Below are 25,898 nucleotides of genomic sequence, written 5' to 3'. Positions count from 1 at the left end.
GATGCTCCTCGTGAGCCTGTTCAGCACGCCATCGTGACGGGGGTGGCGCGCTCGTGGTGATCGAGCGCCGCGGACACGGATGCGACGAGCCGCTCGGTCGCGTACTTACAACTGGGGCTGACCGCGGTGAACGAGATGAAGCCGTGGACCAGACCGGGTTCGTGGAGGACCTCGGTTGGTACGCCGGCCTTCAAGAGCGCCGTTGCGTAGGCGTGGCCGCCGTCGTGGAGAGGGTCGAATCCTCCGAGTGTGACGATGGCTGGGGGAAGCCCCACGAGGCTCTCGGCGCAAAGCGGTGAAACCCGCGGATCCCGGTGGTCGGCGTCGTCCGGTAGGTAGTGGTCCATGAACCACGCCACCTGCTTGGCCGTCAAAGCGGGCGATCCGGCGAACTCGTCCTGGGAGGGCCTGTGCACCGAGATGTCGGTAACCGGCTGGATCAGCACCTGGAGCAAGGGCTGGACGTCCCCCTCGCGCACCTGCTGGCAGAGAACCGCGGCGATGTTGCCACCGGCACTCTCACCGGCGACGACGATCCGACGCGGGTCTATGCCGAGGTCTGCGGCGCGGTCGATGATGTAGCTCCAAGCGGCGAGCGCGTCGTCATGCGCTGCCGGGAAGGGGTGCTCCGGAGCGAGCCGATACTCCACGGAAAGGACGTCGGCCCCGGTGCCGTGCGCGAGCATGCGGGCCGGTGCGGTGTAGCTGGCCCGGCTGCCGAGGACGAACCCCCCACCGTGGAAGAACAGCACCAGCCCGCGGGGCGTCGCACCTGAGGAGTAACGGGTCGCCCACAGCCCGGGTGCGAGCTCCACGTCCGTCTCGACGGCGCAGGGCTCGACCCGCGCGGCGAAGAGGGCCAGGTCGCGCTCGGTCGTCGCCCGCGCCTCGACAGGCGACAGGTCGCTGAAGTCCGGGCTGCTCTCGCTGAGCTTCATCAGCAGCGCGACGTCGGTCGCCATGGACTCGCCCGCCCTGTTGACGGGTGGGCGGGCGAGAAGGCGCTGCAGCGGGGTGGGTAGGCGGCTGAGCATGACGAGGAACAGTCGCTGCAGGCGCTGGCCCAGCGTGAAGTGCTGCGTGCTCATGACGCCGCCTCGACGCTGACCCGCTGTGGCGCCTTGGCGGCTCGCGTCGAGAACTGGAGGTCGCTGTGGATCAGGCGTCCCTTGAAGAGCCGGCTGTCCTTCATGAAAGTCGTGTGCATCTGCCAGGGCAGGCCGGTGCCTTGGCGGGGGAGCTCGTCCTTCGCGCGCTGGACGTAACCTGACTTGATGTCGAGCAGGTCCGCGGTGGGCATGCCCGCGGGTGGCACCGGTACGGCGGTGTCGAAGCCTCCGGCGTCCATCGTGCGGATCACCTCAGCGGCCAATCGGCACACGTTGCGGATCCGCAGGGTCCACGTCGACTTCGTGTAGCCGACCATCATCGTCCAGTTGGGCACGCCCGAGATGAGGGAGCCGCGGTACAGCACGGTGTCGGACATCCTCACCGCGACGCCGTCTACCGTCGGCCGGACGCCGCCCAGCATCTGCATGACCAGGCCGGTCGCGGTCACGATGACGTCAGCCTCGAGCGTCTGGCCCGACGCGAGGAGGATCCCGCCGCTGGTGAACCGATCGATCTGGTCGGTCACCACCTCGGCGTTGCCCTCGCGGATCGCCGCGAAGAACTCCCCGTCCGGGGTGGCGCACAGACGCTGGTCCCAGGGGTCGTACGGCGGTGAGAAGTGGGTGTCCACGTCGAACCCGGCCGGCAGCTCCTTGGCCGTCCACCTGCGCAGCAGCTTGCGCCCGAGGTTCGGGTACCGGCAGAGCAGCGTCACGACCAAGTGGTCGGACCAGACGTTCTTGGACCGGGTGGCGGCGTAACCGCGCTTCACCCCGAGGAGCCTGTTGAGCCGTCGAGCGAGCTTGTCCACCCGGGGAATGGATGCGACATAGCTCGGAGTGCGCTGGAGCATGGTGACGTGGGCCGCTGCGCCCTCTCCCGTCAGCATGGCGGGGAGCATCGTCACGGCGGTCGCGCCGCTACCGATGATGACCACCCGCTTGCCGCTGTAGTCGTAGCCCTCCGGCCAGTGCTGCGGGTGAAGGATGTCGCCTTGGAAGGCGTGGCGACCGTCGAAGTGCGGCTCGTAGCCCTGGTCGTAGCGGTAGTAGCCGGTGCCGCTGAAGACGAACCTCGTCTTGACGCTCTTCACGGTCTCGTTGCCGTCCTCGTCGGTCACGTTGGTCTGCAGCGTCCAACGCGCCTCCTCGCTGGACCAGTCCGCGGCGATGACCCGGTGACGGAGCCGCAAGATCCGGTCGAGCCCGAACTCGGCGACGGTCTCCTTGATGTAGTCGCGGATCAGGGCGCCCTCGGCGAGTACCGCCTCGTGCAGCCACGGCTTGAAGTCATAGCCGTAGGTGATCACTGAGTCGTCGGACCGGATACCTGGGTACTTGAACAGGTCCCACGTGCCACCGACCGCGTCGCGGCCCTCGAGCAGGAGGACCTTCTTGTCGGGGAAGTCGCTGCTCAGGTACTTCGCAGCACCGACACCGGAAAGCCCGGCGCCGATGACGACGATGTCGGCGGTCTCCGTCGCGTTGGGGTCCTTCATTGCTGCACTTCCTTCTCCGTGGTGACGCCGCTCGAGCGCCTGTGTTAGTCATTTGATTGGATCAGATGACTAAGAATGTGTCAACCATCTTGACAGGGGCAACAAGACGCACCCATGATCCTGTTTGAACGATTGAGTCAAATGACTAAGAACGGCTCAAATCCAGAGTTCGGAAGGGACCCGACCATGGCTGAGACCACGACGATCGACGCAGCCTTTGCGGGGGAGGGCATGGCGTTCCGCGTCGCGATCGAGGACGACGCGAGTCCCGTCGTCCGCCTGATCGGTCGCACGCTGCGCGACTCGTCCCGAGCCGGGCACGGGCACGACGTCCTGAGCCGGTGCGTCGGCACCGTGGCTGTCCGATCCCACGACACGCCGCAGGCCGCGACGATCACGTTCGACCGCGGCGACGTAAAGGTGGTCGGCGGCGTCCTGGCCCATCCCGATGCCAATATCGTCGTCGATCTGTCTGCGCGGTTCGCGCCCGCCCAGGAGCCGACCGGGGACACGACGCTGGCCGCCGGCACCCTGACCGCGTTGCAGCCGCCGCTCCCGCACTTGAGCGTCGCTGCCCGCCAGTTCTGGGACCGGGCCCGGGTCATCCCGGGGATCCCCGACGTGCTGGTCCTGCTCGCCGACGGTCCCGACGGCCAGGAGCGGTCGCAGTACGGCGAGGGGCCGTCGACCTATCTGATGGCCGGACCACCTGACGTGCTCGCCGGTGTCTGCAGCGGGGCGGACGACTTCCTGCTCGCGCTGAGCACGGGTCTGCGCGTCAAGGGCACGTTGGCACAGCTATCGGTGATGACGGCCGCTTCGTGGAAGGTCCGGTTCGATGTCTGAGCTCACCAGCGCGAGGCGGGCAGTCCGCCTCGAGGCGACCAACCACGAGGGCAGCCTCCTGGGCAAGACCGTGTCGCCGGAGAAGTTCGAGGCCGGGATGAAGAGCGGCTTCGCGTTCGCCGACATCCTGTTCGCGATCGACCTCAACAACGAGATCGTCCTCGGTGACGCTTTCCCGGACTGGCGCGGCAACCTCTACGACATCCAGATGGTCCCTGACCTGTCGACACTTGTGGAGTGGAAGCCAGGCCTGGACTCGGTCATCGGCGACTACTGGCTCAAGGACGGCACACCGGTGCCGATCTGCCCGCGCAATCTCGTGCGCCGGCTCGTGGACCGGCTCGACGCGCTCGGCTACACCGCGACCGTCGCGGTCGAGGTCGAGGCGACCCTGTTCGAGGAGTCCATCGAGGAGGCCCGTTCGCGCGGCTACCAGGACCTGACCCCGTTGGGCGGCAGCACCGGATCGACGTACCACCTCGCGCGGTCCACCGACTGGGTCGAATACATGGAAGCAGTGGTCGCCCGGCTCGATCGGCTCGGCATCACCTGGGAGGCGTGGACCGACGAGGCCGCACCGGGCCAGACCGAGCTGAACCTGGCACCCACGGGTCCCGTCCGGCTGTGCGACAACTGGGTGCGCACCCGCCAGGTGATGCGCGAGGTCGCCTTCGAGCGCGGCCACACCGTCTCCTTCATGGCCAAGCCGACCGCCGGCTACGGGCAGGGCGCCCACGTCAACTTGTCGCTCCAATGCGACGGGGTGAACCAGTTCTTCGCAGAGGATGGCCCCTCCCTGCTCATGCGGCACGCGGTCGGGGGCCTGATGGCCACGATGGCGGGCAACACCTCGATCGCCTTTCCTCAGATCACGTCGTACCGTCGGCTTGTCGATCTGAGCGGCCCCCCGACCACGATCAGCTGGGGCGTGAACAACAAGACCGCGGCCGTGCGCGCGATCACCGGTCATCCGAGGTACTCGCGGCTGGAGTACCGGCTGCCCGGCGCTGACGTGAACCCGTACCTCGCACTCGCGGGCGTGCTGGCAGGCGTGCTCGCCGGCCTCGAGCGGCGCATCGAGCCACCGGCGGAAGTCATGGACATGGCGTGGTGCCTGCCCGAGGGCGACGGCGTGCCCCGGATCCCCGACACGATGTCGAAGGCGAGCGCCGCACTGGCCGCCGACCCGCTCCTGCGCGAGTACCTCGGTGACGAGTTCGTGGACTTCTGGGTCGCGTCCCGGCGCTGGGAGTGGATGGAATTCCACACCAAGGGCGGCGACCCGTTCGCCGAGCTCTCCGCGTGGGAGTCCCAGCGCTACTTCGAGTTCCCGTGAGTGGGCAGACGGACGCCGCGCGGCGGCCGTTGATCGGCATCACCGGCCGCCGCTTCCGCCTGTCCCTCATCCAGGGCGCCGACGAGCGCTACGGCGATCGGTGCGTGGACACGTCCATGTCGGACTTCGCGACGCGGATCGCGGAGGCCGGAGGAGTACCGGTGCACCTCTCCTACGACACCGACCCCGGCGCCGTCTGCGCGTGGCTGTCGGGCGTCGTGGTCACCGGTGGGCAGGACGTGCACCCCGCCTGCTGGGGTGGCGACCCGTCTGTTGTCCGCGATGTCGACCCGCGCACGGACCCCAGGGTCCACGACCGCGAGCGCGACGAGTACGAGGTCGCCGTCGTCCGCGCGGCACTCGACCGGCGGATCCCGGTCCTCGGGGTGTGCCGGGGTCTGCAGGTCCTCAACGTCGCGCTCGGAGGCACCCTCGTCGCAGACCTCTCTCCCGGACCCGTGCACCACCTCTCGGAGGAGACGGCGCCTACCGACGGAACCGTCGACCACCTCGTGTCCTTCGAGGCCGGCTCGATCGCCGCCGACCTGTTCGGTGGCGACGTGGTGACCAACTCCTGGCACCACCAGGCCGTCGACCGCAGCGGCGCGGGCGTGGTGGTGACCGGACGCACGGAGGACGGCGTCGTCGAGGCGATCGAGCTGCCGGGACGCCCGGTCCTCGGCGTCCAGTGGCACCCGGAGTGGATGAAGAGCACGGACCCGACGTTGACCTGGGTCGTCCGCGAGGCGGCCCGTCTGCTGCAGGGGAGTGAGCAATGAGCACACAGCCGTGGCCGGGTCATCTGATCAATCCGATGAGCTTGGTGAGCGGGGTAGCAGCGGCCGGGCCGCTCGTCATCGCCAGCGCCGAGGGCTCGACGCTCACCACGGCCGACGGTCGCCGGCTGCTCGACGGCGCGTCCGGCTTGATCAACGTCAACATCGGCTACGGGCGCGCCGAGCTGGCGCGGGCGGCGGCGGCCAGCATGGAGAAGCTCTCCTTCGGCACGCTCTTCTTCGGTCGCGCGACGCCGCCGGCGATCGACCTGGCGAGCGACCTCGCTGAGCTCGCTCCCGGCGACATCGACCACTTCTTCTTCACCAACAGTGGTTCAGAGGCCAACGACAGCGCCTACAAGTTCGCCAGGCTCTTCCACTGGCTACGGGGCGAACCAGGGCGGGTCAAGATCATCGCGCGGGAACGCAACTACCACGGGATGACGATGGGCGGCACTGCCGCAACGTGGGACGAGGAGTTCCACGTCGGCATCGGCCCGCTCCAGCCGGGCTTCCTCCACGTGCCCCAGCCGACGACCGACTGGCGAGCCGACCTGGCAGTGCTCGAGGAGCGCATCCTGGCGGAGGGGCCGGAGACCATCGCCGCCCTGGTCGCCGAGCCGGTCTCCCAGCCGGCGGGCAACGTGATTCCGCAGCCCGAGTACTGGCCGGCGGTCCGGGAGCTCCTCGACCGTTACGGGATCCTGTGGATCGCGGACGAGGTCATCACTGGCTTCGGCCGCACCGGGCGGATGTTCGCGGTGGAGCACTGGGACGCCGTACCGGACATGCTCTTGATGTCGAAGGGCGTGACCAGCGGGTACCTTCCGCTGGGCGTGGTCGGCATGACCGCTCGTCTCTACGGCGCTCTGGAGAAGTCGGCGAGGCCACTCCTGACCGGCTTCACCACAGGCGGGCACCCCACGTCGTGCGCGGTGGCAAGGGAGAACCTCCGGATCTTCCGGGACGAGAAGCTCGTTGAGCGCGCGCAGGAGATGGGGCGGTACTTCCACGCAGAGCTTGAGCGGCTCAGCGGCACGCGCGCCGTCTACGGGGCAGTCCGGAGCCTCGGCCTCCTGGTGACGATCGACCTGCTCCCTCCCGCAGGCTTCGTGGAAGGGGGCGGAAAGGACTTCCCGGCTCTCGTCCCCCCTGACGCGTTGAGCCGGGGCATCGTCATCCGCTCGTACCACGGCTGCGTGACGTTCGCGCCACCTCTGGTGGTCGAGAGAGCCGAGATCGACCACCTCATCTCGACATTCGACGCCTCGGTGGCAGCTGTCCTCGATCGCTTCGTGGCCTGACCGAGCGCTCCGAAGGCAGCTCACCGTCCACCGACCGATGAACCCGATCGAACAGGAGCTCAGCCATGCCTGAACTGACTTTCGCCGAGATCGACCACGCGAGGAAAGGCCGCTTGTTCGGCCAGTTCGCGCTCGGTCAGGTCTTCGTCCACCACTGGGGACGCACGCTCTTGGAGAGCGACTCGATGCTGTTCACGTCCCTGACGCTGAACTACAACCCCTTGTACGTGAATCGCGAGGTCGCCCGCGAGCTCGGCCATGCAGCTTCCCCGGTCAACCCCTACCTCGCTTTCCTCACTGTGCTCGGGCTGTCCGTCGAGGACCTCAGCGAAGGCAGCACCGAGGGCGCGTTCCTCGGGGTGGACGACCTCACCTTCACTGCGCCCGTCTATCCCGGCGACACCCTCACCGGTGTCAGTGAGGTCGTCGCCCTGCGGCCGTCCGAGAGCCGGCCGGGCGGCGGCATCGTCACCTGGCGGACGTGGGGCATCAACCAGGCGGGCGTCGAGGTGCTCGCGTTTACCCGGACCAATCTCGTCGGGGGGACTCCCGTCTCATGAGCGCCAAGACCAGCATCGCGGGTCACCTCACCCAGGAGCAGCGCGAGATCCAGGCGCTGGCTCGCGATTTCGCCCGCCATGAAGTCCTACCGGTTGCCAACGAGCTCGACCCGGTCCGCGGTCGGATCCCGAAGGAGCTCATCAAGAAGATGGGCGAGATCGGCTTCTTCGCCATCATGACCCCCGAGAGCGACGGCGGTCTCGGACTCGGCGCGCTCGAGTACATCCTCGTCACCGAAGAGCTGTCCCGCGCTTGGATGAGCGTCGGCAGCATCATCCGCAGCTCCACCCTGCCCGCCGGCCTCAGCCAGGCCAAGCGCAACGAGCTCCTCCCGCGCGCTGTCGTCGGCGACTGCATCGGCGCGTTCGCGCTGTCCGAGCCCGACACCGGCTCCGACGTCGCCAGCATCGCGTGCCGTGCGGAGCGCGACGGAGAGGAGTGGGTCCTCAACGGCGCGAAGATGTGGTGCACCAACGCCGACATGGCTGACTACATCGTGGTTTTCGCACGGACCTCCCCGCCCCCGAGCAGCCGGAAGCGACACCTCGGCATCAGCGTCTTCTTCGTCGAGAAGCGAGCCGGTGAGTTCCCCGTCGGCATCCACGCCCACCCGGTGCGCAAGATCGGCTACTACGGGTGGGACACCTATGAGCTCGTCTTCGAGGACTTCCGGGTGCCGGCCGATGCCCTGCTCGGGGTCGAGGGGGAAGGGTTCTACACCGGGATGAACTTCTTGGAGCTCGCGCGCGTGCACACTGGTGCTCGCGCGGTGGGGCTGGCGACAGGAGCGCTCGAGGACGCCGTGGCGTTCGCGCAGCAGCGACTGCAGTTCGGGCGCCCCATCGCTGAGTTCCAGGCCCTCCGGTTCAAGCTCGCCCACATGGCGGCGCAGGTCGAGGCATCGCGTCAGCTCACGTACTCGGTCGCACGCATGATCGATGCGGGCCAGCCGTGCGGACCGCAGGCGTCCGCCGCCAAGTACGTCGCGACGGAGATGGCCGAGCACGTGACGAGCGAGGGTCTGCAGATCCACGGAGGCTCCGGCTACACCACTGACTTCGCAGCGCAGCGCTACTGGCGCGACGCGCGCCTCACGAAGATCTTCGAGGGCACCTCGGAGATCCAGCTCAAGATCATCTCCGACAGCCTGCTGGGCAAGGGGGCATCCTCATGACCGTCGACTCGTTGACCGCTACCGGGACCTACCTCGAGGATTTCAAGCCGGGCCAGCAGATACGGCACGCCCGCGGGAAAACGGTCGGCGAGCTCGACAACGTGCTGATCACGAACCTCGTCGTGAACACAGCAGCTGCCCACTTCGACGAGCACTCGATGCGCGACCACCCGGTCGGCCAGCGGATCGTGTTCGGTGGCATCACGACGTCGATCGTCATCGGGCTGGCTTCGCAGGACGTCTCCGAGAACGTCGTGGCCGAGCTCGGACTGACGGGCATGCGTCTGCCGCACCCCGTCGTCCACGGCGACACGCTCTACGCCTACACCGAGATCACGGCCGTTCGGGAGGACGAGCCCGACTCCGGAGTCGTGGAGTGCCACCACTGGGGGGTCAACCAGCGCGGCACGGTGGTGTTCGAGGGCGACCGCACCCTGCGCGTCCGGCGACGTCGAACGGGTCCAGTGACCGAGAGGAGGTACGGATGAAGCACCCGATTCCGACGCCGCTGAGACGCTCGTGCTTGGCCGTGCCCGGGTCGAGCGACCGGATGATCGAGAAGTCGAGGAGCCTCGAGGTTGATCAGGTCTTCCTCGACCTCGAAGACGCCGTTGCTCCGCTGGCCAAGGACGATGCCCGTGAGCGCGTGGTGGATGCGCTGCTGGCGGGGGAGTGGCTGGCGCCGACGAAGGTCGTCCGGGTCAACGACATCACCACGCCCTGGGCATACCAGGATGTCGTCAGGGTCGTGGAGGGTGCGGGCGATCGACTGGACTGCCTCATGCTGCCCAAGGTGGAGTCGGCGGCCCACGTGCAGTGGCTGGACCTCCTTCTCACCCAGATCGAGAAGGCCCGTGGTCTGGAGGTCGGGCGGATCGGGATCGAGGCCCAGATCGAGACGGCCGAGGGGCTGGTGAACGTGGACGGGATCGCGGGCAGCTCGTCCCGGGTGCAGACCATCGTCTTCGGGCCGGCCGACTTCATGGCGAACATCAACATGCGGAGCCTTGCCGTGGGTGAGCAGCCTCCGGGTTACGAGGGCGACGCCTACCACTACATCCTCATGCGCATCCTCATGGCGGCGAGGATGCACGGGAAGCAGGCCATCGACGGCCCGTACGGCCGTATCCAGGACGTCGAGGGCTACGCGCGCGTCGCACAGCGGTCGGCAGCCCTGGGTTTCGATGGAAAGTGGGTGCTCCATCCCGCGCAGATCGATGCTGCCAACCGGACCTACGCACCGTCGCAGGCCGACTACGACCGCGCCGAGCACATCCTCCAGGCCTACGATTACTACACCTCCGCCGAGGGCGGGTCCCGCGGTGCGGTCATGCTCGGCGACGAGATGATCGACGAGGCGTCGCGGAAGATGGCGCTGCCGATCGCGCTTCGTGGGCGCGCCGCGGGGTTGCGGCCCACGACGAGCTTCGTGCCGCCGGCGGCCGTCTCGGCCGGGGCATAGATGTTCACGGAGGACCAGGACGACGACGTCGCGCCGCTGCGCGGCATCAGGGTGCTGGACCTGACCCACATGTTGGCCGGTCCCTACGCGACGATGACCTTGGCCGATCTCGGGGCCGACGTCATCAAGGTGGAGCCGCTCGCAGGTGACCTGATCCGTCGGTATGGACCCGACATCACGGCGGAGGACGCGTACGGCGGCTACTTCGCCAGCATCAACCGCAACAAGAGGAGCGTCAGCCTCGACCTTCGGTCGGAGGCCGGCCGCTCGGTGATGCTCCGGATGGTGGCCCAATGCGACGTCCTGGTCGAGAATTTCCGCGTCGGCGTGATGGATCGCCTCGGCCTCTCCTTCGAGGCGCTGCTGCAGGTCAACCCGCGTCTGGTCTACGGATGCATCCGGGGCTTCGGGGACCCGCGCACAGGTGAGGGACCGTTGACGGATTGGCCAGCCTACGACGTGGTGGCGCAGGCCATGGGCGGTGCCATGCAGATCACCGGCGACCCCGCCGGGCCGCCCATGAAGACGGGGCCCGGGCTTGGGGACATCTTTCCTGCCGCCCTCCTGACGAGCGGGATCCTGGCCGGAGTCGTACGCGCGGAGCGCACCGGTCGTGGTTCCTTCGTCGACGTCTCCATGTACGACGCGATGGTGAGCCTGTGCGAACGCATCGTCTATCAGTACTCGGTCGACGGCTCCGTCGCCGATCGCATGGGCAACTCGCACCCGTTCTTCGAGCCCTTCGGTCTCTATCCGGCCAAGGACGGCTGGTTCGCCCTGGCGGCCCCGTCGCCGTCGATCTGGCAGCTGCTGGCCACGCTGATCGACCGGGAGGACCTGGCCTCCGATGATCGGCTGTCGTCCGGCCAGGGCCGCTCGGCTCATCGCGACCTCGTGCGCACCGCGATCGAGGAGTGGTCGCGGAGCCGAACACTGACGGAGATCGGTGACCAGCTGGGCGGTCGGGTCCCGTTCGGTCCGGTGCAGGACGCGACCCAGATCGTGCACGACCCTCATCTGGCGCGTCGCGACATGCTCTGGACCGTCGCTCACCCGCCGACCGGAGCGCCGTTGACCATCGCCGGCCAGCCCATCCACTTCGGCGGGACCCGCACCGACGAGGTGCGTCCCGCGCCGGTCCTCGGTGAGCACACCGCCGAGGTGCTCACCGGACTCGGCTTCTCCGCCGACGAGATCGCCGACGGACTGCGTGACGGCGTTCTGCGATGAAGGACGCGGCACCTTCCAACCCCACCACCAACCCCCACGAGGACGAACAGTGCAGATCGCAATCCCCGCCGAGATCAAGGACAACGAGTTCCGCGTCGCCATCACCCCTGTCGGTGTCCGCGAGCTCACCTCCCGCGGGCACCAGGTGTTCGTGCAGGAGGGCGCCGGGCTCGGGTCCTCGATCAGTGACGATCGTTTCCGGGACGCGGGCGCCAGGATCCTCGGCGATGCGGACGAGACCTGGGGCGTCGCGGGCCTGGTGCTCAAGGTCAAGGAGCCGATCGCCGAGGAGTACGCGCGCATGCGCGAGGGCCAGGTCCTCTTCACCTATCTCCCCCTGGCCGCGGACCCGACGCTGGCAGAGGAGCTGTTGCCGGCGTCTCCGGACAGAACGCCGCCAACATCGCGTTGGGCATGGGCGCGGACGTCACCCTTCTCGACATCGACCTGGACAAGCTGCGGATGTCGTTTTGGCGCTACGGCAACCGGGTACGAGGCCTGGCCTCATCGCGGCTCGACATCGAAGAGCAGGTCCGCGAGGCCGACCTGGTGATCGGAGCCCTCCTCATCCCCGGCGCGGCTGCGCCGACTCTGGTCCCGAACGCCCTGGTCGCCCAGATGAAACCTGGATCGGTGCTCGTCGACATCGCCATCGACCAAGGGGGATGTTTCGAGGACAGCCGCCCCACCACCCACACCGCCCCGACCTACCAGGTGCACGACTCGACCTTCTACTGCGTGGCGAACATGCCCGGTGCCGTGCCGGTCACGTCGACGTACGCCCTCACGAACGCGACCCTTGCCTATGCCGTGGCACTCGCCGACCAGGGTTGGCGGGAAGCGCTCGTGAACGACCGTTCGCTGGCGCTCGGGTTGAACACGCACGACGGACGGCTGACCAACAGGCTGGTCGGCGAGGCGGTGGGCATCGCGGCCGTGGACCCGGCCGACGTGCTGAGCTAGCGCCGTCGGCCGCGTCACATCCTGTAGTGGGAGATCGGTCGTGATGCGTCTGGCTCACGGAGCGAGGCGAGGACGTCGACGCCGTCGGTGCGATCGGCATACGCCAAGCAGTCGAGGAACATGACGTCCATCTCCGTGTCGGCGAGCGGTCGGGTGCGGTGGCCCGTCGGGATGTCGGTCCGTTCAACGAGGGTCCTCCCATCAGCTTCGACCTGGACCACGCTGTAGGCGAAGTCCCACTCAGGTGGCCCAACCGGGGGCATGGCGGACTCGACGACCTCGACCCTGCGCAACAGCGCTTGGACGTCGGGTTCGAGGGCCCTCTCGTCGTCGAACGTCGCCAGACCCAGCGAACCGTCGATGATCGACACGGCAGCGACGTACTCGGCGCTGAACTTCGCCTCTGTGCCGGAACTGGGGCGATGGTGGATCAGCGGGTCGAGGCCGCCCGGCTCGAGGGTGACCGTGATGCGCTCCACCCGACCGAGGTCGGTCCGGCCGTGCAGGGCAAGAGCGGCGTCCGCGGTGCGATGGATGTTGTAGCAGCACGGGTAGCGCTTCACGCTCAATCCCGAGGCCAGGAGGTTGTTGCTCGTGTCCCCAGAAGGCAGCCGGATGGTCTGCGGAGCTCCGTCTCCCAGCAGGCGGAAGTAACCGATGTCGCCTTCGAGCGCGGCGACGTCGGCGGTGAGGCCCAGCCGAGCATGCTGCGTCGCGACGACGGCGTCGCGAGCTGCATGCGCAGCATGGAAGGGCTTGGTCATGCTCCGAAGTTCTGGCGGCTCCCGGCGGCGGACGTCGCCGCGATGCCCAGCGCGTTGGCGGTGGCGAGCTCGTCGAGATCGGTCAGGTGGGCGAGGGCAGCGGCGGCGCCGATGACGCCCACGGTCGAGGTCGAGTGCCAGCCGCGCGCGTAGTGCGGGCGGATCGGCAGCGCCTCCGCCACGGCGCACGCCGTGTCGTACCCGACGACGTAGCTGCGCAGGACCTCGCCCAGCGAGAGGTCCAACCAGTCAGCGACGGCGAGGACCGAAGGCAGGATCACCGTACTGGGGTGGCCGTACATGGTCTCGCTGACGTCGTCGTAGTCGAGCGCGTGCATCGCGTACCCGTTCAGGAAGGCCGCCATTCCGGGGCTGGTCGAGCCGTCCCCGTCGAGGATCCTGCTCGTCCCTCGGGGGCATTCATGGCGAGATGCGCTGCGTACTGTCGCGTATCCGGCATCCCGGCGGCCGGCCACGGCCACTCCGATCGAGTCGATCAGTGCGTTGCGGGCGTGCGCCATCAGGGTGGCCTCGTGATCGGGATCGAATCGGAAGCCGGCGATCGCAGCGGCGAGGTCGCGGGGTGTCGTCATTTCCATCCTCCGGGTGGCAGTGATGTCGCGAGATGGCCGATCAATCGACGGCGAGGCACACGTTCTTCACCTGCGTGTACGACCGGATCGCGGCGAGACCCTTCTCGCGACCGAAGCCGCTACCCTTGCGGCCGCCGAACGGCATCTCGACACCGCCGCCGACGCCATAGGTGTTGACGAACACCTGACCCACCTCGAGGTGCGGGGCCGCCGCCAGGGCAGCGCTCACGTCGTCGGTCCAGATCCCGGCGACAAGGCCGTACTCCGTGGCGTTGGAGATCTCGATGGCCTCCTCGATGTCGGAGATGGTCGAGATGCCGAGAACAGGGCCGAACAGCTCGGTCCGGCTCAGCTCCGCATCGGGCGAGACGTTGTCGATCACGGTCGGCAGGACGAAGTTCCCCCGGGGGTGACGATCCCCGGGGGCACCGCCGGTGAGGATCTCGGCATCACCCTTCGCCGCGGTCGCGACCTGGCCCAGGACTCGATCTCGCTGCGCCGCAGAGATCAGGGGCCCCATGTCCGTCGCGGGGTCGGCCGCCTCCCCCACGCGCAGGCTCTCCGCCTCCCGGACGAGCAGGTCGCGAAGCTCGTCATGGAGCTCGGGGAGGACGAGGACCCGAGATCCGGCGGAGCAGGCCTGGCCAGCGGTGCGGAACATGATGCCGGCGATCGTCTTGGCGGCGATTTCGAGACGGCTGCGGCCGAGGACGATCTGTGCGGACTTGCCGCCCAGCTCCATGCAGATCGGCGCGACTCTCTGGGCGCACAGCTCCATCACGCGTTCGCCGACGGCGCGCGAGCCAGTGAACGTCACGTGGGCGACGTCCTCGTGGCTCACCAGCGCTTCGCCGGCCTCCGCGAAGCCGTGGACGACGTTGAAGGCACCGGGAGGGAGTCCCGCCTCGACGGCGAGCTCGGCCAGGAGCGTCGCGGTGAGGGGGCTGCGCTCCGAGGCCTTGACGACCACGGTGTTGCCCACGGCGAGGGCAGCGGCGGCGCTGCGAGCGATCTGTTGGAGGGGAAAGTTGAACGGGACGATGACTCCGCACACTCCCCACGGTTCGTGGAGGGTGTAGTCCACCATGGCGCCGGGAACCGGAACGACCTCTCCGCCGACCTTGTCCGCGATGCCCGCGTAGAACTCGAAGTAACGGGCTGCCACCTCCACGTCGCCCATCGCCAAGGTGATCGGGATCCCTGCGTCGACGGCCTCGATCGCGGCAAGCTCTGCGGCCCCGGCGCGGAGGGATCGCGCGATCTTGTTGAGGATCCGCCCGCGCTCGGCGAGCGGAGTCGCGCGCCAGGCGCCCCTGAAGACCCCGCGGGCTTCGGCCACGGCGGCAGCGACGACGTCCTTGTCAGCGGCGGTCAGCGTGGCGACGACCGCGTTCGTGGAGGGGTCCTCGACTTCGAGCTCGCGACCGACCGCGTCGACGCGTCGTCCGGCGATGACAGCGGCGTGCGGCCGAAAGCGATCGGCCAGTCTGTTCGAGTTCTCCATCGTCGTACGACGTCCTTCCGGGATGTTGCAAGTCGGGTGGTGTTGACAGGGAGCGGTGGATCCCTGCACCATCATAGTCATATGCCTCAGTCAAATGACTAACTAATGTCCAGCTCGTCACACGGCAACCGGAAGCCGGCTTCGCCGTCGTCAAGCTCCCCGGAAGGACCCAAGATGAACGACGCGACTGCGATCGCGCCGGCGACCTCGGCATGATCGACACCTACGCGGCGGTGCTCACCCAACCTGGCCGCCCGTTAGAGATCACCGCCATCCGCGTCGATGACCCGGAGCCGCACGAGGTCCGGGTCGCGGCGACCCATGTGGGCCTGTGCCACAGTGACCTGCACTACATCAGCGGCGCTCTCACTGCCGAGCTCCCGCTCGTCGTCGGTCACGAGGTGGCAGGTGTGGTCGAGGCGGTCGGAGAGCAGGTGACCAGCCTTCGCCCGGGAGATCGTGTGACCGGCACGGCCACGCCCTCCTGCGGCCGCTGCGTCAACTGCGAAGGGGGAAGGTCCACCCAGTGCCAGCGCGTCGCGGAGGTGCGGCGTCGTCCCCGACCCGCGTACGCGACGCTCAGCGGACAGCCGATCCAGCGGCTCGGCGACATCGGAGCGTTCTCCCAGCACATCCTCATGCGCGAGAACGCGCTGGTCAGGCTGCCCGACGACGTGCCGCTGCAGGTCGGGTGCCTCCTGTCGTGCTGCGTCATCACCGGCGTCGGCGCCGTGTTCCGGGGCGCCCGGGTGAGACCGGGGAGCACTGTCGCCGTGATCGGTTGCGGTGGAGTCGGGTCGGCCATCATCCAGGGCGCCCGGCTCGCCGGTGCCTCGGTGATCGTGGCGATCGACCTGGACGATGTTCGCCTCGCCGCTGCTCGACGCTTCGGCGCGACGCATGCCATCAACGGGGGCGGCGACCCGGTCGCGGAGCTTCGCGGGCTTCTCGGTGACGGCGTGGACTACGCCTTCGAGGCGGTCGGTTCTGCGCGGACGGCAGAGACCGCTCTCCGGCTCCTGCGCCCCACCGGCACCGCCTGCTTGGTCGGAGTAGCTCCGGTCGGCACAGAGCTCAGCATCCCCGTCATGGACTTCTGGCTCGAGGAGAAGCGACTGATCGGCTCTTACATGGGCTCCGGTCATGCGCGCCAGGACATCCTCGAGCTCGCGCAGCTCTATCGGCACGGCCGCCTCCAGCTCGACGAGATGGTGTCGAGCATCGTCCCCTTCGCGGCGATCAACGACGGCTTCGAAGCGATGAGGCGCGGTGACGTCACCCGGATCGTCGTCGAGCCCTGATCATGAACCCAGAAAGAGATGCAGAGGTGAGCCTGATGTCGACCGCCACGGTCACCATCCCCACTCCGGTGAACTACATCGAGGACGACTGGAGCGAGTGCTCGACAGCTGACGGGCGGTGGAACCTGGACCCGAACACCCGCGAGCCGGTCCACGAAGGCGTCACCACTGCGCCCGACGATCTCGAGCGAGCCTTGCGGCACGCGGAACGCACCTACAACGTCGGCCGGTGGGACGACGATGCGCGCCGCGAGCGCGCCGACCTGCTCGATCGTGTCGCCGACTTCCTCGACGCGCGACGAGAGGAGATCGCCCGGACCGATTCCTTGACCACCGGCATTCCCATCACCGTCACCCGCAAGATCGCTGCCGTCCTACCGGAGCGGGTGCGCGCAGCGGGAAGGGACCTGATAGCGACGCCGCGAGTCCGGCCGCTGCCGGCCGGGGGCCGGGACGTCCGCCTCTATAAGGTGCCTTGGGGTCCGGCGGCCATTCTGACACCGTGGAACGGGCCGAGCTTCATCTCCACCGTCAAGTGCGCCAACGCGATCGCAGCCGGTTGCCCGGTCGTCCTCAAGCCGTCCGAGCATGCCCCGGCGAGCGTGCACATCGTGGTCGAGTGCTTCGTGAGGGCGGGCCTGCCCAGCGGTGCGCTGCAGGTGGTGCACGGTGCCGGCGACGTCGGCGCCGCCCTCTGCGCCGACCCGCGGATCAAGGTCGTGTCGTTCACCGGCGGGGCAGAGGCCGGTCGCGCCGTTGCTCGCGCGGGCGCCGAGGACCTCAAGGTGCTGCAGCTCGAGCTCGGCGGCAACAACCCGGTCCTCGTCCTGGATGACGCCGACCTCGAGGTGACCGCCGACGGCATCGTCGACGGCATGACGAAGTTCAACGGTCAGTGGTGCGAGGGGCCGGGGAAGATCCTGGTGCAGCGTAACCTGCTCCCTCCATTGTTGGAGTGCTTGACCGACCGGCTGTCGGCCCTCGTCGTGGGCCACTCCCTGGACGAGACGACGTCGGTCGGCCCGATCTCGAACGGTCCGCAGCTCGAGGTTCTCCGCCGCGGCATCGAGCGGTTGCGGGACCACGGCGCCGACATCCGACAGCCCGCGCGGCTGCCCGACCTAGGCGGGTTCTTCCTGTCACCCACCCTCGCCTATGGAGTGTCGCCGGATCATGCGACCGCGGAGCTGTTCGGTCCGGTCGTCACCCTGCATGCGGTGGACAGCGATGAGGAGGCGCTGCGTCTGGCCAACGCGAGTCCGTCGGGCCTGGATGCCTACGTGTTCGGCACCGACACGGACCGTGCCATCGACGTCGGTGCACGGGTGATCGCCGGTGAGGTCCGCGTCAACGGCGCCAAGATGGCCGACCTGGGTGCCGATTCTGCTCAGAGCTTCTGGGGGCCCTCCGGGCTCGGCGGACACGGTCCCCTCGAGTCGACGCGGGTCTTCTGTGGGGACCGGGTCGTGGGTGTCGACTCGGCCGATCTGCCGCTCTGACCGGCGCTCGTCAGGTCACCCTTTCGACAGCACGGTGCTCGCCAGTCCGAGACGACTGGTGAGCCAGCTGTCGAGGGCGGAGGCGGCGATCTCCATCTGCTGCTCCGCGGCGGGCCGATCTCCGTAGGTCAACCACGAGACGGCGAAGCCGTCGGCAAGCATTGCCACGAGCTGGGCAATCTCGTCGATGGCCGCCGAGTCGATCTGTGGGCCGGTGGTCGACCCTCGCAGCAGCGCGCGACCTGTCTCGAGGACCTGGTCGTACGCCGTACTGGTCCGTGTCTCGTGGTTGCGACGTGCCCAGCTGACGAGCTCGATCGTCGCGGCGGTGAAGGTCGCGGACTCGAGGTAGCACTGCATGAGGCTACGAAGGATCTGGTGCGTCATCGTCGCGAGGTCGGCGTCGGCGTCGCACTCGGCAAGCACCTCTCGGAACTTGTCGGTGATCAGCTCATAGACGTCGGCGAACAGATCCTCCTTCGAGTCGTAGCAGTAGTGCAGCATCGCTACGTTCGCCTTCGCCTGGTCGGCGATGCGGCGCGTCGTCGCGCCGTCGATGCCATGGGTCGCGATCACCTCGACAGCAGCGTGGACGAAGTCAGAACGGCGCTGGGCGACGGAGATACGAGGCACGGAAGGCTCCTCCGGTCGAGGCGGACGGCAGTTGATCGTTTGATCAAGATGATGGAAAGCCTAACAGGCTGCAAGGCGACCTCCCGTAGGTCGGCGCGCGTTGCCACACTTGTTGGTCAAACATCTTGATCAAACGACTAAGTAGAGTGTAGCGTCTCCTCACAAGCAAATCTCCGCACGACCACCGCCGCGCGGTCATCGGCCCGGTTGGCCGCCTGCGCCGTCACCCCAAGGAACAGCGACAATGAACGAAACTCTCCTGCTGCTTGCCGACCTGTGGATGACCTTTGTCGGCCTTGTGTTCGGGTGGCGCTTCATCCGACGTCATGACAACTACCTGTTGGGACTCGAGTGGATCGTGGTCGGTGTCTCGGGCACCAATGTGCTCGCCTGGTTCCTGCTCGGTGGACACCTGGAAAGCCCCCAGGTTTGGCTCATGTTCTTCTTCGATGCCTTCTCGCGCTCGATCGGGTTCACGCTGATCCTCGTGCTCGGCCTGATGCAGGTCACCCATCGCTACAAGCCGTCTCCGGCGATCGACGTTGGGGTGTTCATCGTTGCGTTCGGCGCCGGGCTCTACCTCCAGCAGTTCCGTTATCCGGAGTTCGACGTCGGCCCGGCGACGTTCTACATGATCGTCAACGCGCCGACGACCGCGTTCCTGATCTACTTCTCGTGGCGGCTCTGGCAGGCGGGGGCTCGGTCCTGGGCCGTCATTGGTTGGCTGGCGACCGCCGCCGGAACCACGATCGCACTGATGGACGACTTCCTCAGGATCCCGGGCGACGACGCGTACCGCACGACGTTCTACACGCTGGCGCTCACCGTGTGGGGGGCACAGCTGTTCGTCTACTACACGTCGTACCGCCGTCTGGGAGAACTCCTCGAGGGGTCAGAGGTCGGGATCGGCAGCCGGACCCCCACGGTGACGTCCCGCTGAGTGGTGGAGTTTCTCGACACCGTGGGGGTCAGAAGTTGATCATGCCGTCATGAGCTCTGGCTTGGCCACCTCCTCGGCGATCTTGGTCAGTAGCGCCATCGATCCTTCGGAGAGGAAGTGTGCTGACGCTGTGTGCCCTCGTCGAGGGCTGCCGGCACCCAGCGGGACCGTGACCCCAGTCGTCGCGGAGACACCATCATCGAACCGACCTGTCATCGACAGGGATCCAGAGGAGCAAGGCATGCACGAAGAAATGCGTCGACCGTCCGCAACGGCGACCCGCCGCGGGTTGCTGGCTGCAGCAGGTGCGGGCGCCGCCGCCCTGACGGTTGGAGGCGAGGACGCCGTCGCCGCGGTGGAGTCGGCAACGGCCCAGTCGCGATGACGGCGAACGTCGTGGTGGTGGGGGCAGGGATCTCGGGACTCACGGCAGCCCGCCGGCTAGTACAGTCCGGCGTCACCTCAGTGCTCGTCCTGGAGGCGAGCGACCGTGTAGGCGGCAGGTTGCGGAATGAGGAAGCGGCTCCAGGGGCGATCACCGAGGTCGGGGGCCAGTGGGTGGGGCGGGGCAGGACCGCGTGCTGGGGTTGATCGACGAGCTGGGCGTGGAGCTATTCCCGACCTTCGTCGAGGGCAAGAGCATCTATCACCGCAAGGGCCGCTCGAAGTCAATTGCCGGCAGCCTGCCGCCCCTCGGTCTGGGTGCCCAGCTCGACTGGCTGCAGCTGCAGAAGAGGCTGGAGAGGATGGCAGCCACCGTCCCGGTCGAGGCGCCCTGGAATGCTCGCAACGCCAAGAAGTGGGATGGCGCCACTGCGGGCGACTGGTTGGACACCAACTCGGTGAACGCGGAGTGCAAGTGGCTGTTCAACATCGCATTCAAGATCATCTTCGGTGAGGACCTGCACGAGACATCGCTGCTCAAGTTCGTGCATACCATCGCCAGCTGCGGTGGGATCGATCACATGCTTGGCGTGACTGGTGGTGCGCAGGAGCCGCGTGTCGTTGGTGGCTCGGAGCGGATTCGTGTCCTCATGGCTGACGGGCTTGGTCGCCGAGTGATCCTGAGCTCGCCGGTGTCCGAGATCGACCAGACTGACGACACCCAGGTCATTGTGCGATCGGCCAAGGCGATCATTCGCTCAAACGGGCGATCCTCGCCATGCCACCGGCCAACGCCGATCACATCACGTTCACCCCGGACCTCCCGGTCCGTCGAGCACTGCTGCAGAGCAAGTCGCACAACGGGACGTTGTTCAAGCTTGCCGCTGTTTACGATCGGCCGTTCTGGCGGCAAGCAGGATTCAGTGGTCAGGCATTCACCGACATCCCGATCGCACCCTATGTCTCGACAACTCGCCGCCCGATGGGAGCAAGGGCATCCTGCTCACCTTCATGGTCCCCGTTGGCCTCCGAGACGCCTCGGCCCCGTCGGAGGAGCTCTTTGACAATCCGGTCAAGCGGAAGAAGGCCTTCCTCGATGCTCTCGTCACGCTTTTCGGGCCGGCAGCAGCTCGCCCGACCAACTACGTGGGGAAGGACTGGATCAGCGAGCCCTGGATCAGCGGTTGCGTCCCGACGCAGGCGCCTGGCGTCATCACCAGCTTGACCGACGCCATCTCAAAACCGGTCGACCGAATCCACTGGGCTGGCACCGAGGCCGGTACCTACAACTCCGGCTACATGGACGGCGCCGTCCAAGCGGCCGAGCGGGCCGCGAACGAGATCCTCGCCGCTTTGTGAGGAGAGACCGCCGCGTGCCATCGTCCTGGAGCCGCGAGCGGGGAGGTCGGTCGATCGCACCGAAGCCAAGATCGGAGTCGACCGCGTTTCACGTCGGGCCCTTCACAGGTGAATCTCGGCCGCTGACGTCTTTTCCGGCTTCCGGTCGCCGTGGGACAAGGGTGTGAAAATCCGCTTCTGGACCCGCCTGTCGTCGGTACGCACAGCACCGATGTCGCCGCCCGTCGATGCAGCGCAACGGAGCGGTGCAGGCGCGGCCCCGGGCTCGGCCCCTCACCACCCTGGCGTCCGGCGGCCTGGCTCTCTACGCACCCGACGAGCCCGGCATGCAGTCGCACACGACGGTGCTCCCGGGGCGGCCCTGAGCCCGATGGGCCTGTCGAATTGGGTCAGGGGTTACTCTGTGCCCCAGACGTTGTCGCCAAGCTAGCGATGGCCAGCGATCCTTGGTCGCTAGAAGTTCGAGGGCGGTCTTGAGTTTTCAGGCTGCGGTTCCCAAGCGTGCGGTGTCGAGGTAGCTGCGGACGTGCTGGTCGATGGTCGCTAGCGCGTGGCGGAGCTCGGGTGGGGCGGGAGGTCGGTCGGCTGCCAACAGCGGGCGGAGGACGCGGTCGTGGATCTTGGTGTAGAAGATCGCGACGCGTTGCCCGTCCGGGGTGAGGTCGTAGGTGTTGGTGCCGGGTCGTCGTTGGATGAGACCGTTGAGGCGGAGTCGGGCCAGGTCGTAGCTGGCCTGGTTGACGGTGTAGCCGGTACTGGTGACGCCGAGCAGGCGGCTCACCTGGGCGCGGAGGCTCCGGTTGGTGAATCCGAGGGCGTTCAAGCCGACACACAAGGCGCCGAGCAGGGCCATGACCCGAGGATCTCCGAACCGTAGCGCGGGCGACCTCCTGCCGTCCTGGGTGAGGGTGGGCTGTGTGACTCGCTCAAAGGCTGGGCTCGCAAGGACACACCCTGTCTCGCCCCGGGTTAGATGGAGACATCGAAACCTGGAGGAACAGAGCAGATGGCAGCGCAGCGTAAGTATCCGGCTGAGTTGAGGGAGCGGGCCACGCGGTTGGCGTTGGAGGCTCGGCGTGATCCGGCGACGCGGGTGGGGGCCTATAAGCGGATCGGTGAGCAGTTGGGGGTGCATCCGGAGGCGTTGCGGACCTGGATCAAGCAGGCCGAGGTCGATGAGGGCCTGGTGCCGGGCACGACGACGGCTGATGCGACCAAGATCGCCGAGTTGGAGCGTGAGGTCCGCGAGCTGCGCCGGGCGAACTCGATTCTGAAGTCCGCGGCGAGTTTCTTCGCGGCGGAGCTGGACCGTCCCACGACGCGCTGAGCACGGCGTTGAAGGTCGAGTTCGTGGACTCCGTCAAGGAGGTCCACGGCGGTGTCCAGCCGGTCTTGGCTGCCCTGGAGGGCACTCCTGCCGAGATCGCACCGTCGACCTACTACGCCCACAAGTCGCGACCGGCCTCGGCCAGGTCGGTGCGCGATGAGGTTTTGACCGAGCAGATCCGCAGAGTGCGCGAGGAGAATATGGAGGTCTATGGAGCCAGGAAGGTCTGGCACGCGATGAACCGGCAGGGCCATGAGGTGGCCCGCTGCACGGTGGAGCGGCTGATGCGAGCAGCCGACTTGCGCGGGGTGCTGAGGGACAAGCACCCGCGCACCACCCGGCCGGCGGCGGAGACCGAGCGGCCCGCTGATCTGGTCGACCGCAACTTCACGGCGACACGGCCCAATCAACTGTGGGTCGCGGATCTGACGTATGTCAGGACTGCGTCGGGATGGGTGTATGCGGCGTTCGTCCTCGACGTCTATTCACGCATGATCGTGGGCTGGCAGGTCGCCACCAGCCTGTACACCGAGCTCGCCCTCGACGCTTTGCAGATGGGGATCTGGCAGCGTCAGCGCGCCGGCCAGGACCTGGCTGGCCTTGTCCACCACAGCGATCGCGGAGTGCAGTATCGAGCGATTCGCTACACCCAGCGGCTGGCTGAGGCCGAGGCGGTGGCCTCGGTTGGGTCCAAGGGGGACTCCTATGACAACGCCATGGCCGAGGCGCTGAACTCGCTGTACAAGGCCGAGCTCGTCCGCGGCCCGAAACGCCGCAGAGTCGGGCCCTGGCGCGGGATCGACGACCTCGAGATCGCCACCGCCGAATGGGTCGACTGGTCACAACCAGCGACGGCTCCACGGCGAGCTGGGCCATATTCCGCCCGCCGAGTACGAGGCCGCCTACTGGGCCACCCACGCCATCGAGGAGCACGATCTCGAGGCGCCAGACTCCGATGCTGACACCGACCTCAGAGCGACATCACACGCCCAGACCGGGCCAGTCTTGGTGACCGCAGGAACGGGCTAAATCCAACAAATCAGTCTCCACGAAACCCGGGGCTTGACACCGGACGCGAAGCTGTCAGCTGTCATTGCGAAGATGACGGCCCGAACTCGTCTGTCGGGGCTTGGTGATCTTGGGTCGGTGCCCGCCGGGAACGAGAGGTCAATGAGTTCGGGGTGAGACGATTTCTTGAGGCCCGTTGCGAACTCGTGAAGCCACCACGACAACCACGGCAAGCAGTGCGAGAGCTCCAGATAGCCAGTAGCCGGTGCCGTACAAGTTCTCCGCGGCGACCTCGAGGTCGGTGCCGGGCACCGGAACCAGCGAAGCGCTGAGGTCGGCACTGACCAGGGCGGTCCCGATGGCGAATCCCACGGCCATGAAGGTGCCGGGGATCCCGGCGGCCATACCGGCCTTCTCCTCCGGGACCGCCATCTGGACCATGGTGAAGCCAGCGCCGAAGCCTATGCTGCACCCCAGGCCCATGACGGCAGCGGCGAGCAGGTAGTGCCATTGGTGGTCGTGCGCCACTGCAAGAAAGGCAAGACCCGCGGCGCTGACGAGGGCACCGACGACCAGTAGGGGCACGCCTCGACCGTTGACGACCGGACGATCGACCAGCGCGCCGCCGACCACGAAGGTCACCGCGAAGGGCACCATGAGCCATCCGGTACCAAGCGCGCTGAGTCCAAGACCGTAGGCGTCCGCCGGACGAAGCGCCTCGGGTGTGACCTGGACATAAGTGCTGAGCAGGAGCATGAAGGCTGCGGTTACCGCAGCAAGCAACGCGATGCACAAGCACGAGGCGGTCACGAGGGGGGCCTTCATCAGCTCGACGTCGAACACCGCCGAGGCCGATCTACGCTCGACACGTACCCAGGCGATCCCGCCCACGATGCCGACCGCCAGTGGCAAAAGCGCGGCGATGCCCCAGACCAAGCCCTGCGTCAGGGTCAGCAGGATCGCCGCGACCCAGGCGATCATCCACACCGTTCCGAGCACGCCGATGCGGGCGGTCCGCTCCGCAGGCGGGGCAGGGGGGATCATCGCGGATGCTGCGAGGGTCGTGGCTGCGCTCACCGCGGTGAGGATCGTGAAGAAGCTGCGCAGTGACAGGTCCTGGACGATGAGGCCGCCCCCGATCATCCCGACGACGATGCCGACCCCGGTGGCGATGAGCTGCACCGCGACGCCCACCTTGATGCCGGATTCACCGAGATTGCGTCGCAGGAAGCCCAGCGGGAGGAATTGGGCGGCGCAGCCGAAGCCCATCAGGACGCATCCGGCAACTAGGGCCAGGTAGGAGTCGCCTATGGCCGGTACCAGTGCGCCGAGGGTGAGCAGCGCCAACGCTGCGACGGAAGCGCCACGGTCGCTGAACACATCGGCAAGACGAGGCAGGAGGATGAAACCTGCTCCGCCTCCGAGCGTCAGTGCTGTGTAGAGCCATGTCGTCTCAGCGACCGAGGCGAGCTCGTAGTGCGCCTGGATCACCGGCAGGAGCGGCGGGAGAATGAAGATGACGGCGTTGGTCAGGACGGTCATCAACCCGCCGATGCCGATCAGCACTCCACTGTTCGTCTTCGCTAGGGGAGGGGTCTGGCTGTCACGCCCGACGTGCTGACGGATTTCGGTCATGGCTTCTCCCTGTGTTCTCGGAGCCCGCGCTCCACGCGCGCCGACCCAGCTGTGTGATCCGGGTCATACAGTAGACCGAAGTTAGTCAGACGATCAAGATAAATGACCAAGCCATTTGACTAAAACGACAGCGCGGCATGGGTCACGACCTCTCCGTTGAACGCGTACCGAAGTGCCGTGAGGTCATCGTGTCCCGAGGTCGGGTATCCGACGCCGGCGTCAGGGGAGTGCCGGAGGTGGAGGAGGCCGCCATGTCTACGGTCACGTGGGTTTCCCAGCATCCTGTGGGCGTGCCATCCGCGGCGACTCGAGCCCCCGCGCTCTGCAGCACTGTCCGATCGACGTAAGGAGGGGACTGCTGCACGAACTGGTGACAGTTTCGGTTAGGCCGCCTGGGCGGCGGCTGGCTTCATGATCAACTCGTATTCGACCGGGGTCAGTCGTCCGAGAGCTGCCTGACGACGACGTCGGTGGTACGTCTTCTCGATCCATGTCACGGCCGCGATCCGCAGCTCCTCGCGGGTGGCCCAGGGCCGACGGTTGAGGACGCTTTTCTGCAGTAGGGCGAAGAACGATTCCATCGCTGCGTTGTCGCCTGCTTATCCGGCTAATTCTACTTTCAGGTGGGCCGCTGGCCGGTTAATGCCAATACCGTTCAATTAGATGATCACGGCTTGCTCGGGCGGGCGGT

General features: G+C 67.4%; 21 protein-coding genes and 5 pseudogenes. 17 read left to right on the top strand and 9 right to left on the bottom strand.

Annotated features, from left to right (window positions below; all coding sequences use genetic code 11):
• Positions 1 to 20 precede the first annotated feature (20 nt).
• Positions 21 to 1,088, bottom strand: coding sequence for an alpha/beta hydrolase (locus ACYQ1K_RS19660; RefSeq protein WP_459984952.1), 1,068 nt, complete (start codon positions 1,086 to 1,088; stop codon positions 21 to 23).
• Positions 1,085 to 2,608 (bottom strand): flavin-containing monooxygenase, encoded by a 1,524-nt coding sequence (locus tag ACYQ1K_RS19655; RefSeq protein ID WP_459984951.1) that lies wholly within the window; start codon positions 2,606 to 2,608, stop codon positions 1,085 to 1,087. The genes ACYQ1K_RS19660 and ACYQ1K_RS19655 overlap by 4 nt, the downstream gene beginning before the upstream one ends.
• A 186-nt stretch (positions 2,609 to 2,794) precedes the next feature.
• Here ACYQ1K_RS19655 and ACYQ1K_RS19650 point away from each other — a divergent pair, with 186 nt between their 5' ends.
• From ACYQ1K_RS19650 to ACYQ1K_RS19605, 10 genes and pseudogenes are all read left to right on the top strand, one after another.
• Positions 2,795 to 3,454 carry a hypothetical protein gene (locus ACYQ1K_RS19650; protein ID WP_459984950.1) on the top strand — a complete coding sequence of 220 codons (660 nt, stop codon included), beginning with the start codon at positions 2,795 to 2,797 and terminating at the stop codon, positions 3,452 to 3,454.
• Positions 3,447 to 4,790: a glutamine synthetase family protein gene (locus tag ACYQ1K_RS19645; protein WP_459984949.1), complete on the top strand. Its 1,344-nt coding sequence runs from the start codon at positions 3,447 to 3,449 to the stop codon at positions 4,788 to 4,790. Before ACYQ1K_RS19650 ends, ACYQ1K_RS19645 begins: the two co-directional genes overlap by 8 nt.
• Positions 4,787 to 5,569, top strand: a complete 783-nt coding sequence (locus ACYQ1K_RS19640; RefSeq protein ID WP_459984948.1) for a gamma-glutamyl-gamma-aminobutyrate hydrolase family protein — start codon at positions 4,787 to 4,789, stop codon at positions 5,567 to 5,569. The genes ACYQ1K_RS19645 and ACYQ1K_RS19640 overlap by 4 nt, the downstream gene beginning before the upstream one ends.
• Entirely contained in the window at positions 5,566 to 6,870 is a 1,305-nt protein-coding gene (locus ACYQ1K_RS19635) for an aminotransferase family protein (protein WP_459984947.1), read from the top strand. The genes ACYQ1K_RS19640 and ACYQ1K_RS19635 overlap by 4 nt, the downstream gene beginning before the upstream one ends.
• A 65-nt stretch (positions 6,871 to 6,935) precedes the next feature.
• On the top strand, positions 6,936 to 7,430 hold the full coding sequence (locus tag ACYQ1K_RS19630) for a MaoC family dehydratase (RefSeq protein ID WP_459984946.1): 495 nt from the start codon (positions 6,936 to 6,938) through the stop codon (positions 7,428 to 7,430).
• Positions 7,427 to 8,605, top strand: a complete 1,179-nt coding sequence (locus tag ACYQ1K_RS19625; protein ID WP_459984945.1) for an acyl-CoA dehydrogenase family protein — start codon at positions 7,427 to 7,429, stop codon at positions 8,603 to 8,605. Before ACYQ1K_RS19630 ends, ACYQ1K_RS19625 begins: the two co-directional genes overlap by 4 nt.
• Positions 8,506 to 9,093: a MaoC family dehydratase gene (locus tag ACYQ1K_RS19620; RefSeq protein ID WP_459985014.1), complete on the top strand. Its 588-nt coding sequence runs from the start codon at positions 8,506 to 8,508 to the stop codon at positions 9,091 to 9,093. Before ACYQ1K_RS19625 ends, ACYQ1K_RS19620 begins: the two co-directional genes overlap by 100 nt.
• Positions 9,090 to 10,067, top strand: coding sequence for an HpcH/HpaI aldolase/citrate lyase family protein (locus tag ACYQ1K_RS19615; protein WP_459984944.1), 978 nt, complete (start codon positions 9,090 to 9,092; stop codon positions 10,065 to 10,067). Before ACYQ1K_RS19620 ends, ACYQ1K_RS19615 begins: the two co-directional genes overlap by 4 nt.
• The gene (locus ACYQ1K_RS19610) at positions 10,068 to 11,297 is read left to right on the top strand and encodes a CaiB/BaiF CoA transferase family protein (RefSeq protein WP_459984943.1); all 1,230 of its coding nucleotides are present in this window, start codon (positions 10,068 to 10,070) and stop codon (positions 11,295 to 11,297) included.
• 49 nt (positions 11,298 to 11,346) lie between these two features.
• Positions 11,347 to 12,260, top strand: a pseudogene (locus ACYQ1K_RS19605) (alanine dehydrogenase).
• Between the two features lie 14 nt (positions 12,261 to 12,274).
• On the opposite strand, the gene ACYQ1K_RS19600 reads toward ACYQ1K_RS19605, so the two are convergent.
• Genes ACYQ1K_RS19600 through ACYQ1K_RS19590 form a run of 3 tightly spaced genes read right to left on the bottom strand, consistent with a single transcriptional unit; the run spans position 12,275 to position 15,121 of the window.
• On the bottom strand, positions 12,275 to 13,024 hold the full coding sequence (locus tag ACYQ1K_RS19600; protein WP_459984942.1) for an MmgE/PrpD family protein: 750 nt from the start codon (positions 13,022 to 13,024) through the stop codon (positions 12,275 to 12,277).
• Positions 13,021 to 13,617, bottom strand: a complete 597-nt coding sequence (locus tag ACYQ1K_RS19595) for an MmgE/PrpD family protein (RefSeq protein WP_459984941.1) — start codon at positions 13,615 to 13,617, stop codon at positions 13,021 to 13,023. Before ACYQ1K_RS19595 ends, ACYQ1K_RS19600 begins: the two co-directional genes overlap by 4 nt.
• Positions 13,618 to 13,657: 40 nt before the next feature.
• Positions 13,658 to 15,121: an aldehyde dehydrogenase family protein gene (locus ACYQ1K_RS19590; RefSeq protein WP_459984940.1), complete on the bottom strand. Its 1,464-nt coding sequence runs from the start codon at positions 15,119 to 15,121 to the stop codon at positions 13,658 to 13,660.
• Positions 15,122 to 15,333: 212 nt separating this feature from the next.
• On the opposite strand from ACYQ1K_RS19590, the gene ACYQ1K_RS19585 reads away from it, so the two are divergent.
• Positions 15,334 to 16,422 carry a Zn-dependent alcohol dehydrogenase gene (locus ACYQ1K_RS19585; RefSeq protein ID WP_459984939.1) on the top strand — a complete coding sequence of 363 codons (1,089 nt, stop codon included), beginning with the start codon at positions 15,334 to 15,336 and terminating at the stop codon, positions 16,420 to 16,422.
• 35 nt (positions 16,423 to 16,457) lie between these two features.
• A complete protein-coding gene (locus tag ACYQ1K_RS19580) occupies positions 16,458 to 17,921 on the top strand; it encodes an aldehyde dehydrogenase family protein (protein WP_459984938.1) in 1,464 nt (487 codons plus the stop codon).
• A 15-nt stretch (positions 17,922 to 17,936) separates the two neighbouring features.
• On the opposite strand, the gene ACYQ1K_RS19575 is transcribed toward ACYQ1K_RS19580, so the two are convergent.
• On the bottom strand, positions 17,937 to 18,554 hold the full coding sequence (locus tag ACYQ1K_RS19575; protein WP_459984937.1) for a TetR/AcrR family transcriptional regulator: 618 nt from the start codon (positions 18,552 to 18,554) through the stop codon (positions 17,937 to 17,939).
• 244 nt (positions 18,555 to 18,798) lie between these two features.
• On the opposite strand from ACYQ1K_RS19575, the gene ACYQ1K_RS19570 reads away from it, so the two are divergent.
• The 4 genes and pseudogenes from ACYQ1K_RS19570 (at position 18,799) to ACYQ1K_RS19555 (ending at position 21,602) form a co-directional block, all read left to right on the top strand.
• A complete protein-coding gene (locus ACYQ1K_RS19570; RefSeq protein WP_459984936.1) occupies positions 18,799 to 19,494 on the top strand; it encodes a hypothetical protein in 696 nt (231 codons plus the stop codon).
• A 381-nt stretch (positions 19,495 to 19,875) separates the two neighbouring features.
• Positions 19,876 to 20,555: pseudogene (locus ACYQ1K_RS19565) on the top strand (flavin monoamine oxidase family protein); the annotation flags it as partial.
• Positions 20,556 to 20,656: 101 nt separating this feature from the next.
• A pseudogene (locus tag ACYQ1K_RS19560) lies at positions 20,657 to 21,237 on the top strand (flavin monoamine oxidase family protein).
• A 227-nt stretch (positions 21,238 to 21,464) separates the two neighbouring features.
• Positions 21,465 to 21,602, top strand: a complete 138-nt coding sequence (locus tag ACYQ1K_RS19555) for a hypothetical protein (RefSeq protein ID WP_459984935.1) — start codon at positions 21,465 to 21,467, stop codon at positions 21,600 to 21,602.
• A 116-nt stretch (positions 21,603 to 21,718) separates the two neighbouring features.
• On the opposite strand, the gene ACYQ1K_RS19550 is transcribed toward ACYQ1K_RS19555, so the two are convergent.
• Positions 21,719 to 22,090, bottom strand: a complete 372-nt coding sequence (locus ACYQ1K_RS19550) for a hypothetical protein (RefSeq protein ID WP_459984934.1) — start codon at positions 22,088 to 22,090, stop codon at positions 21,719 to 21,721.
• Positions 22,091 to 22,243: 153 nt separating this feature from the next.
• Here ACYQ1K_RS19550 and ACYQ1K_RS19545 point away from each other — a divergent pair.
• A pseudogene (locus tag ACYQ1K_RS19545) lies at positions 22,244 to 23,473 on the top strand (IS3 family transposase); the annotation flags it as partial.
• Positions 23,474 to 23,731: 258 nt separating this feature from the next.
• Here ACYQ1K_RS19545 and ACYQ1K_RS19540 read toward each other — a convergent pair.
• Both ACYQ1K_RS19540 and ACYQ1K_RS19535 read right to left on the bottom strand, forming a co-directional pair.
• Positions 23,732 to 25,207 (bottom strand): MFS transporter, encoded by a 1,476-nt coding sequence (locus ACYQ1K_RS19540; protein ID WP_459984933.1) that lies wholly within the window; start codon positions 25,205 to 25,207, stop codon positions 23,732 to 23,734.
• Positions 25,208 to 25,590: 383 nt separating this feature from the next.
• Positions 25,591 to 25,803: pseudogene (locus ACYQ1K_RS19535) on the bottom strand (integrase core domain-containing protein); the annotation flags it as partial.
• Between the last annotated feature and the right edge of the window lie 95 nt (positions 25,804 to 25,898).

The organism is Nocardioides sp. AN3 (assembly GCF_054653495.1).
This window is presented reverse-complemented; position numbering and strand designations above follow the sequence as displayed.

Excerpts from the sequence above, each read along its gene's own strand:
- ACYQ1K_RS19585 (WP_459984939.1), top strand. The coding sequence starts at position 15,334 with ATGATCGACACCTACGCGGCGGTGCTCACCCAACCTGGCCGCCCGTTA.
- ACYQ1K_RS19600 (WP_459984942.1), bottom strand. The coding sequence starts at position 13,024 with ATGACCAAGCCCTTCCATGCTGCGCATGCAGCTCGCGACGCCGTCGTC.
- ACYQ1K_RS19630 (WP_459984946.1), top strand. The coding sequence starts at position 6,936 with ATGCCTGAACTGACTTTCGCCGAGATCGACCACGCGAGGAAAGGCCGC.
- ACYQ1K_RS19660 (WP_459984952.1), bottom strand. The coding sequence starts at position 1,088 with ATGAGCACGCAGCACTTCACGCTGGGCCAGCGCCTGCAGCGACTGTTC.
- ACYQ1K_RS19555 (WP_459984935.1), top strand. The coding sequence starts at position 21,465 with ATGCAGCGCAACGGAGCGGTGCAGGCGCGGCCCCGGGCTCGGCCCCTC.
- ACYQ1K_RS19570 (WP_459984936.1), top strand. The coding sequence starts at position 18,799 with ATGAACGAAACTCTCCTGCTGCTTGCCGACCTGTGGATGACCTTTGTC.
- ACYQ1K_RS19645 (WP_459984949.1), top strand. The coding sequence starts at position 3,447 with ATGTCTGAGCTCACCAGCGCGAGGCGGGCAGTCCGCCTCGAGGCGACC.
- ACYQ1K_RS19540 (WP_459984933.1), bottom strand. The coding sequence starts at position 25,207 with ATGACCGAAATCCGTCAGCACGTCGGGCGTGACAGCCAGACCCCTCCC.
- ACYQ1K_RS19615 (WP_459984944.1), top strand. The coding sequence starts at position 9,090 with ATGAAGCACCCGATTCCGACGCCGCTGAGACGCTCGTGCTTGGCCGTG.
- ACYQ1K_RS19635 (WP_459984947.1), top strand. The coding sequence starts at position 5,566 with ATGAGCACACAGCCGTGGCCGGGTCATCTGATCAATCCGATGAGCTTG.
- ACYQ1K_RS19580 (WP_459984938.1), top strand. The coding sequence starts at position 16,458 with ATGTCGACCGCCACGGTCACCATCCCCACTCCGGTGAACTACATCGAG.
- ACYQ1K_RS19550 (WP_459984934.1), bottom strand. The coding sequence starts at position 22,090 with ATGGCCCTGCTCGGCGCCTTGTGTGTCGGCTTGAACGCCCTCGGATTC.
- ACYQ1K_RS19610 (WP_459984943.1), top strand. The coding sequence starts at position 10,068 with ATGTTCACGGAGGACCAGGACGACGACGTCGCGCCGCTGCGCGGCATC.
- ACYQ1K_RS19595 (WP_459984941.1), bottom strand. The coding sequence starts at position 13,617 with ATGACGACACCCCGCGACCTCGCCGCTGCGATCGCCGGCTTCCGATTC.
- ACYQ1K_RS19650 (WP_459984950.1), top strand. The coding sequence starts at position 2,795 with ATGGCTGAGACCACGACGATCGACGCAGCCTTTGCGGGGGAGGGCATG.
- ACYQ1K_RS19655 (WP_459984951.1), bottom strand. The coding sequence starts at position 2,608 with ATGAAGGACCCCAACGCGACGGAGACCGCCGACATCGTCGTCATCGGC.
- ACYQ1K_RS19590 (WP_459984940.1), bottom strand. The coding sequence starts at position 15,121 with ATGGAGAACTCGAACAGACTGGCCGATCGCTTTCGGCCGCACGCCGCT.
- ACYQ1K_RS19625 (WP_459984945.1), top strand. The coding sequence starts at position 7,427 with ATGAGCGCCAAGACCAGCATCGCGGGTCACCTCACCCAGGAGCAGCGC.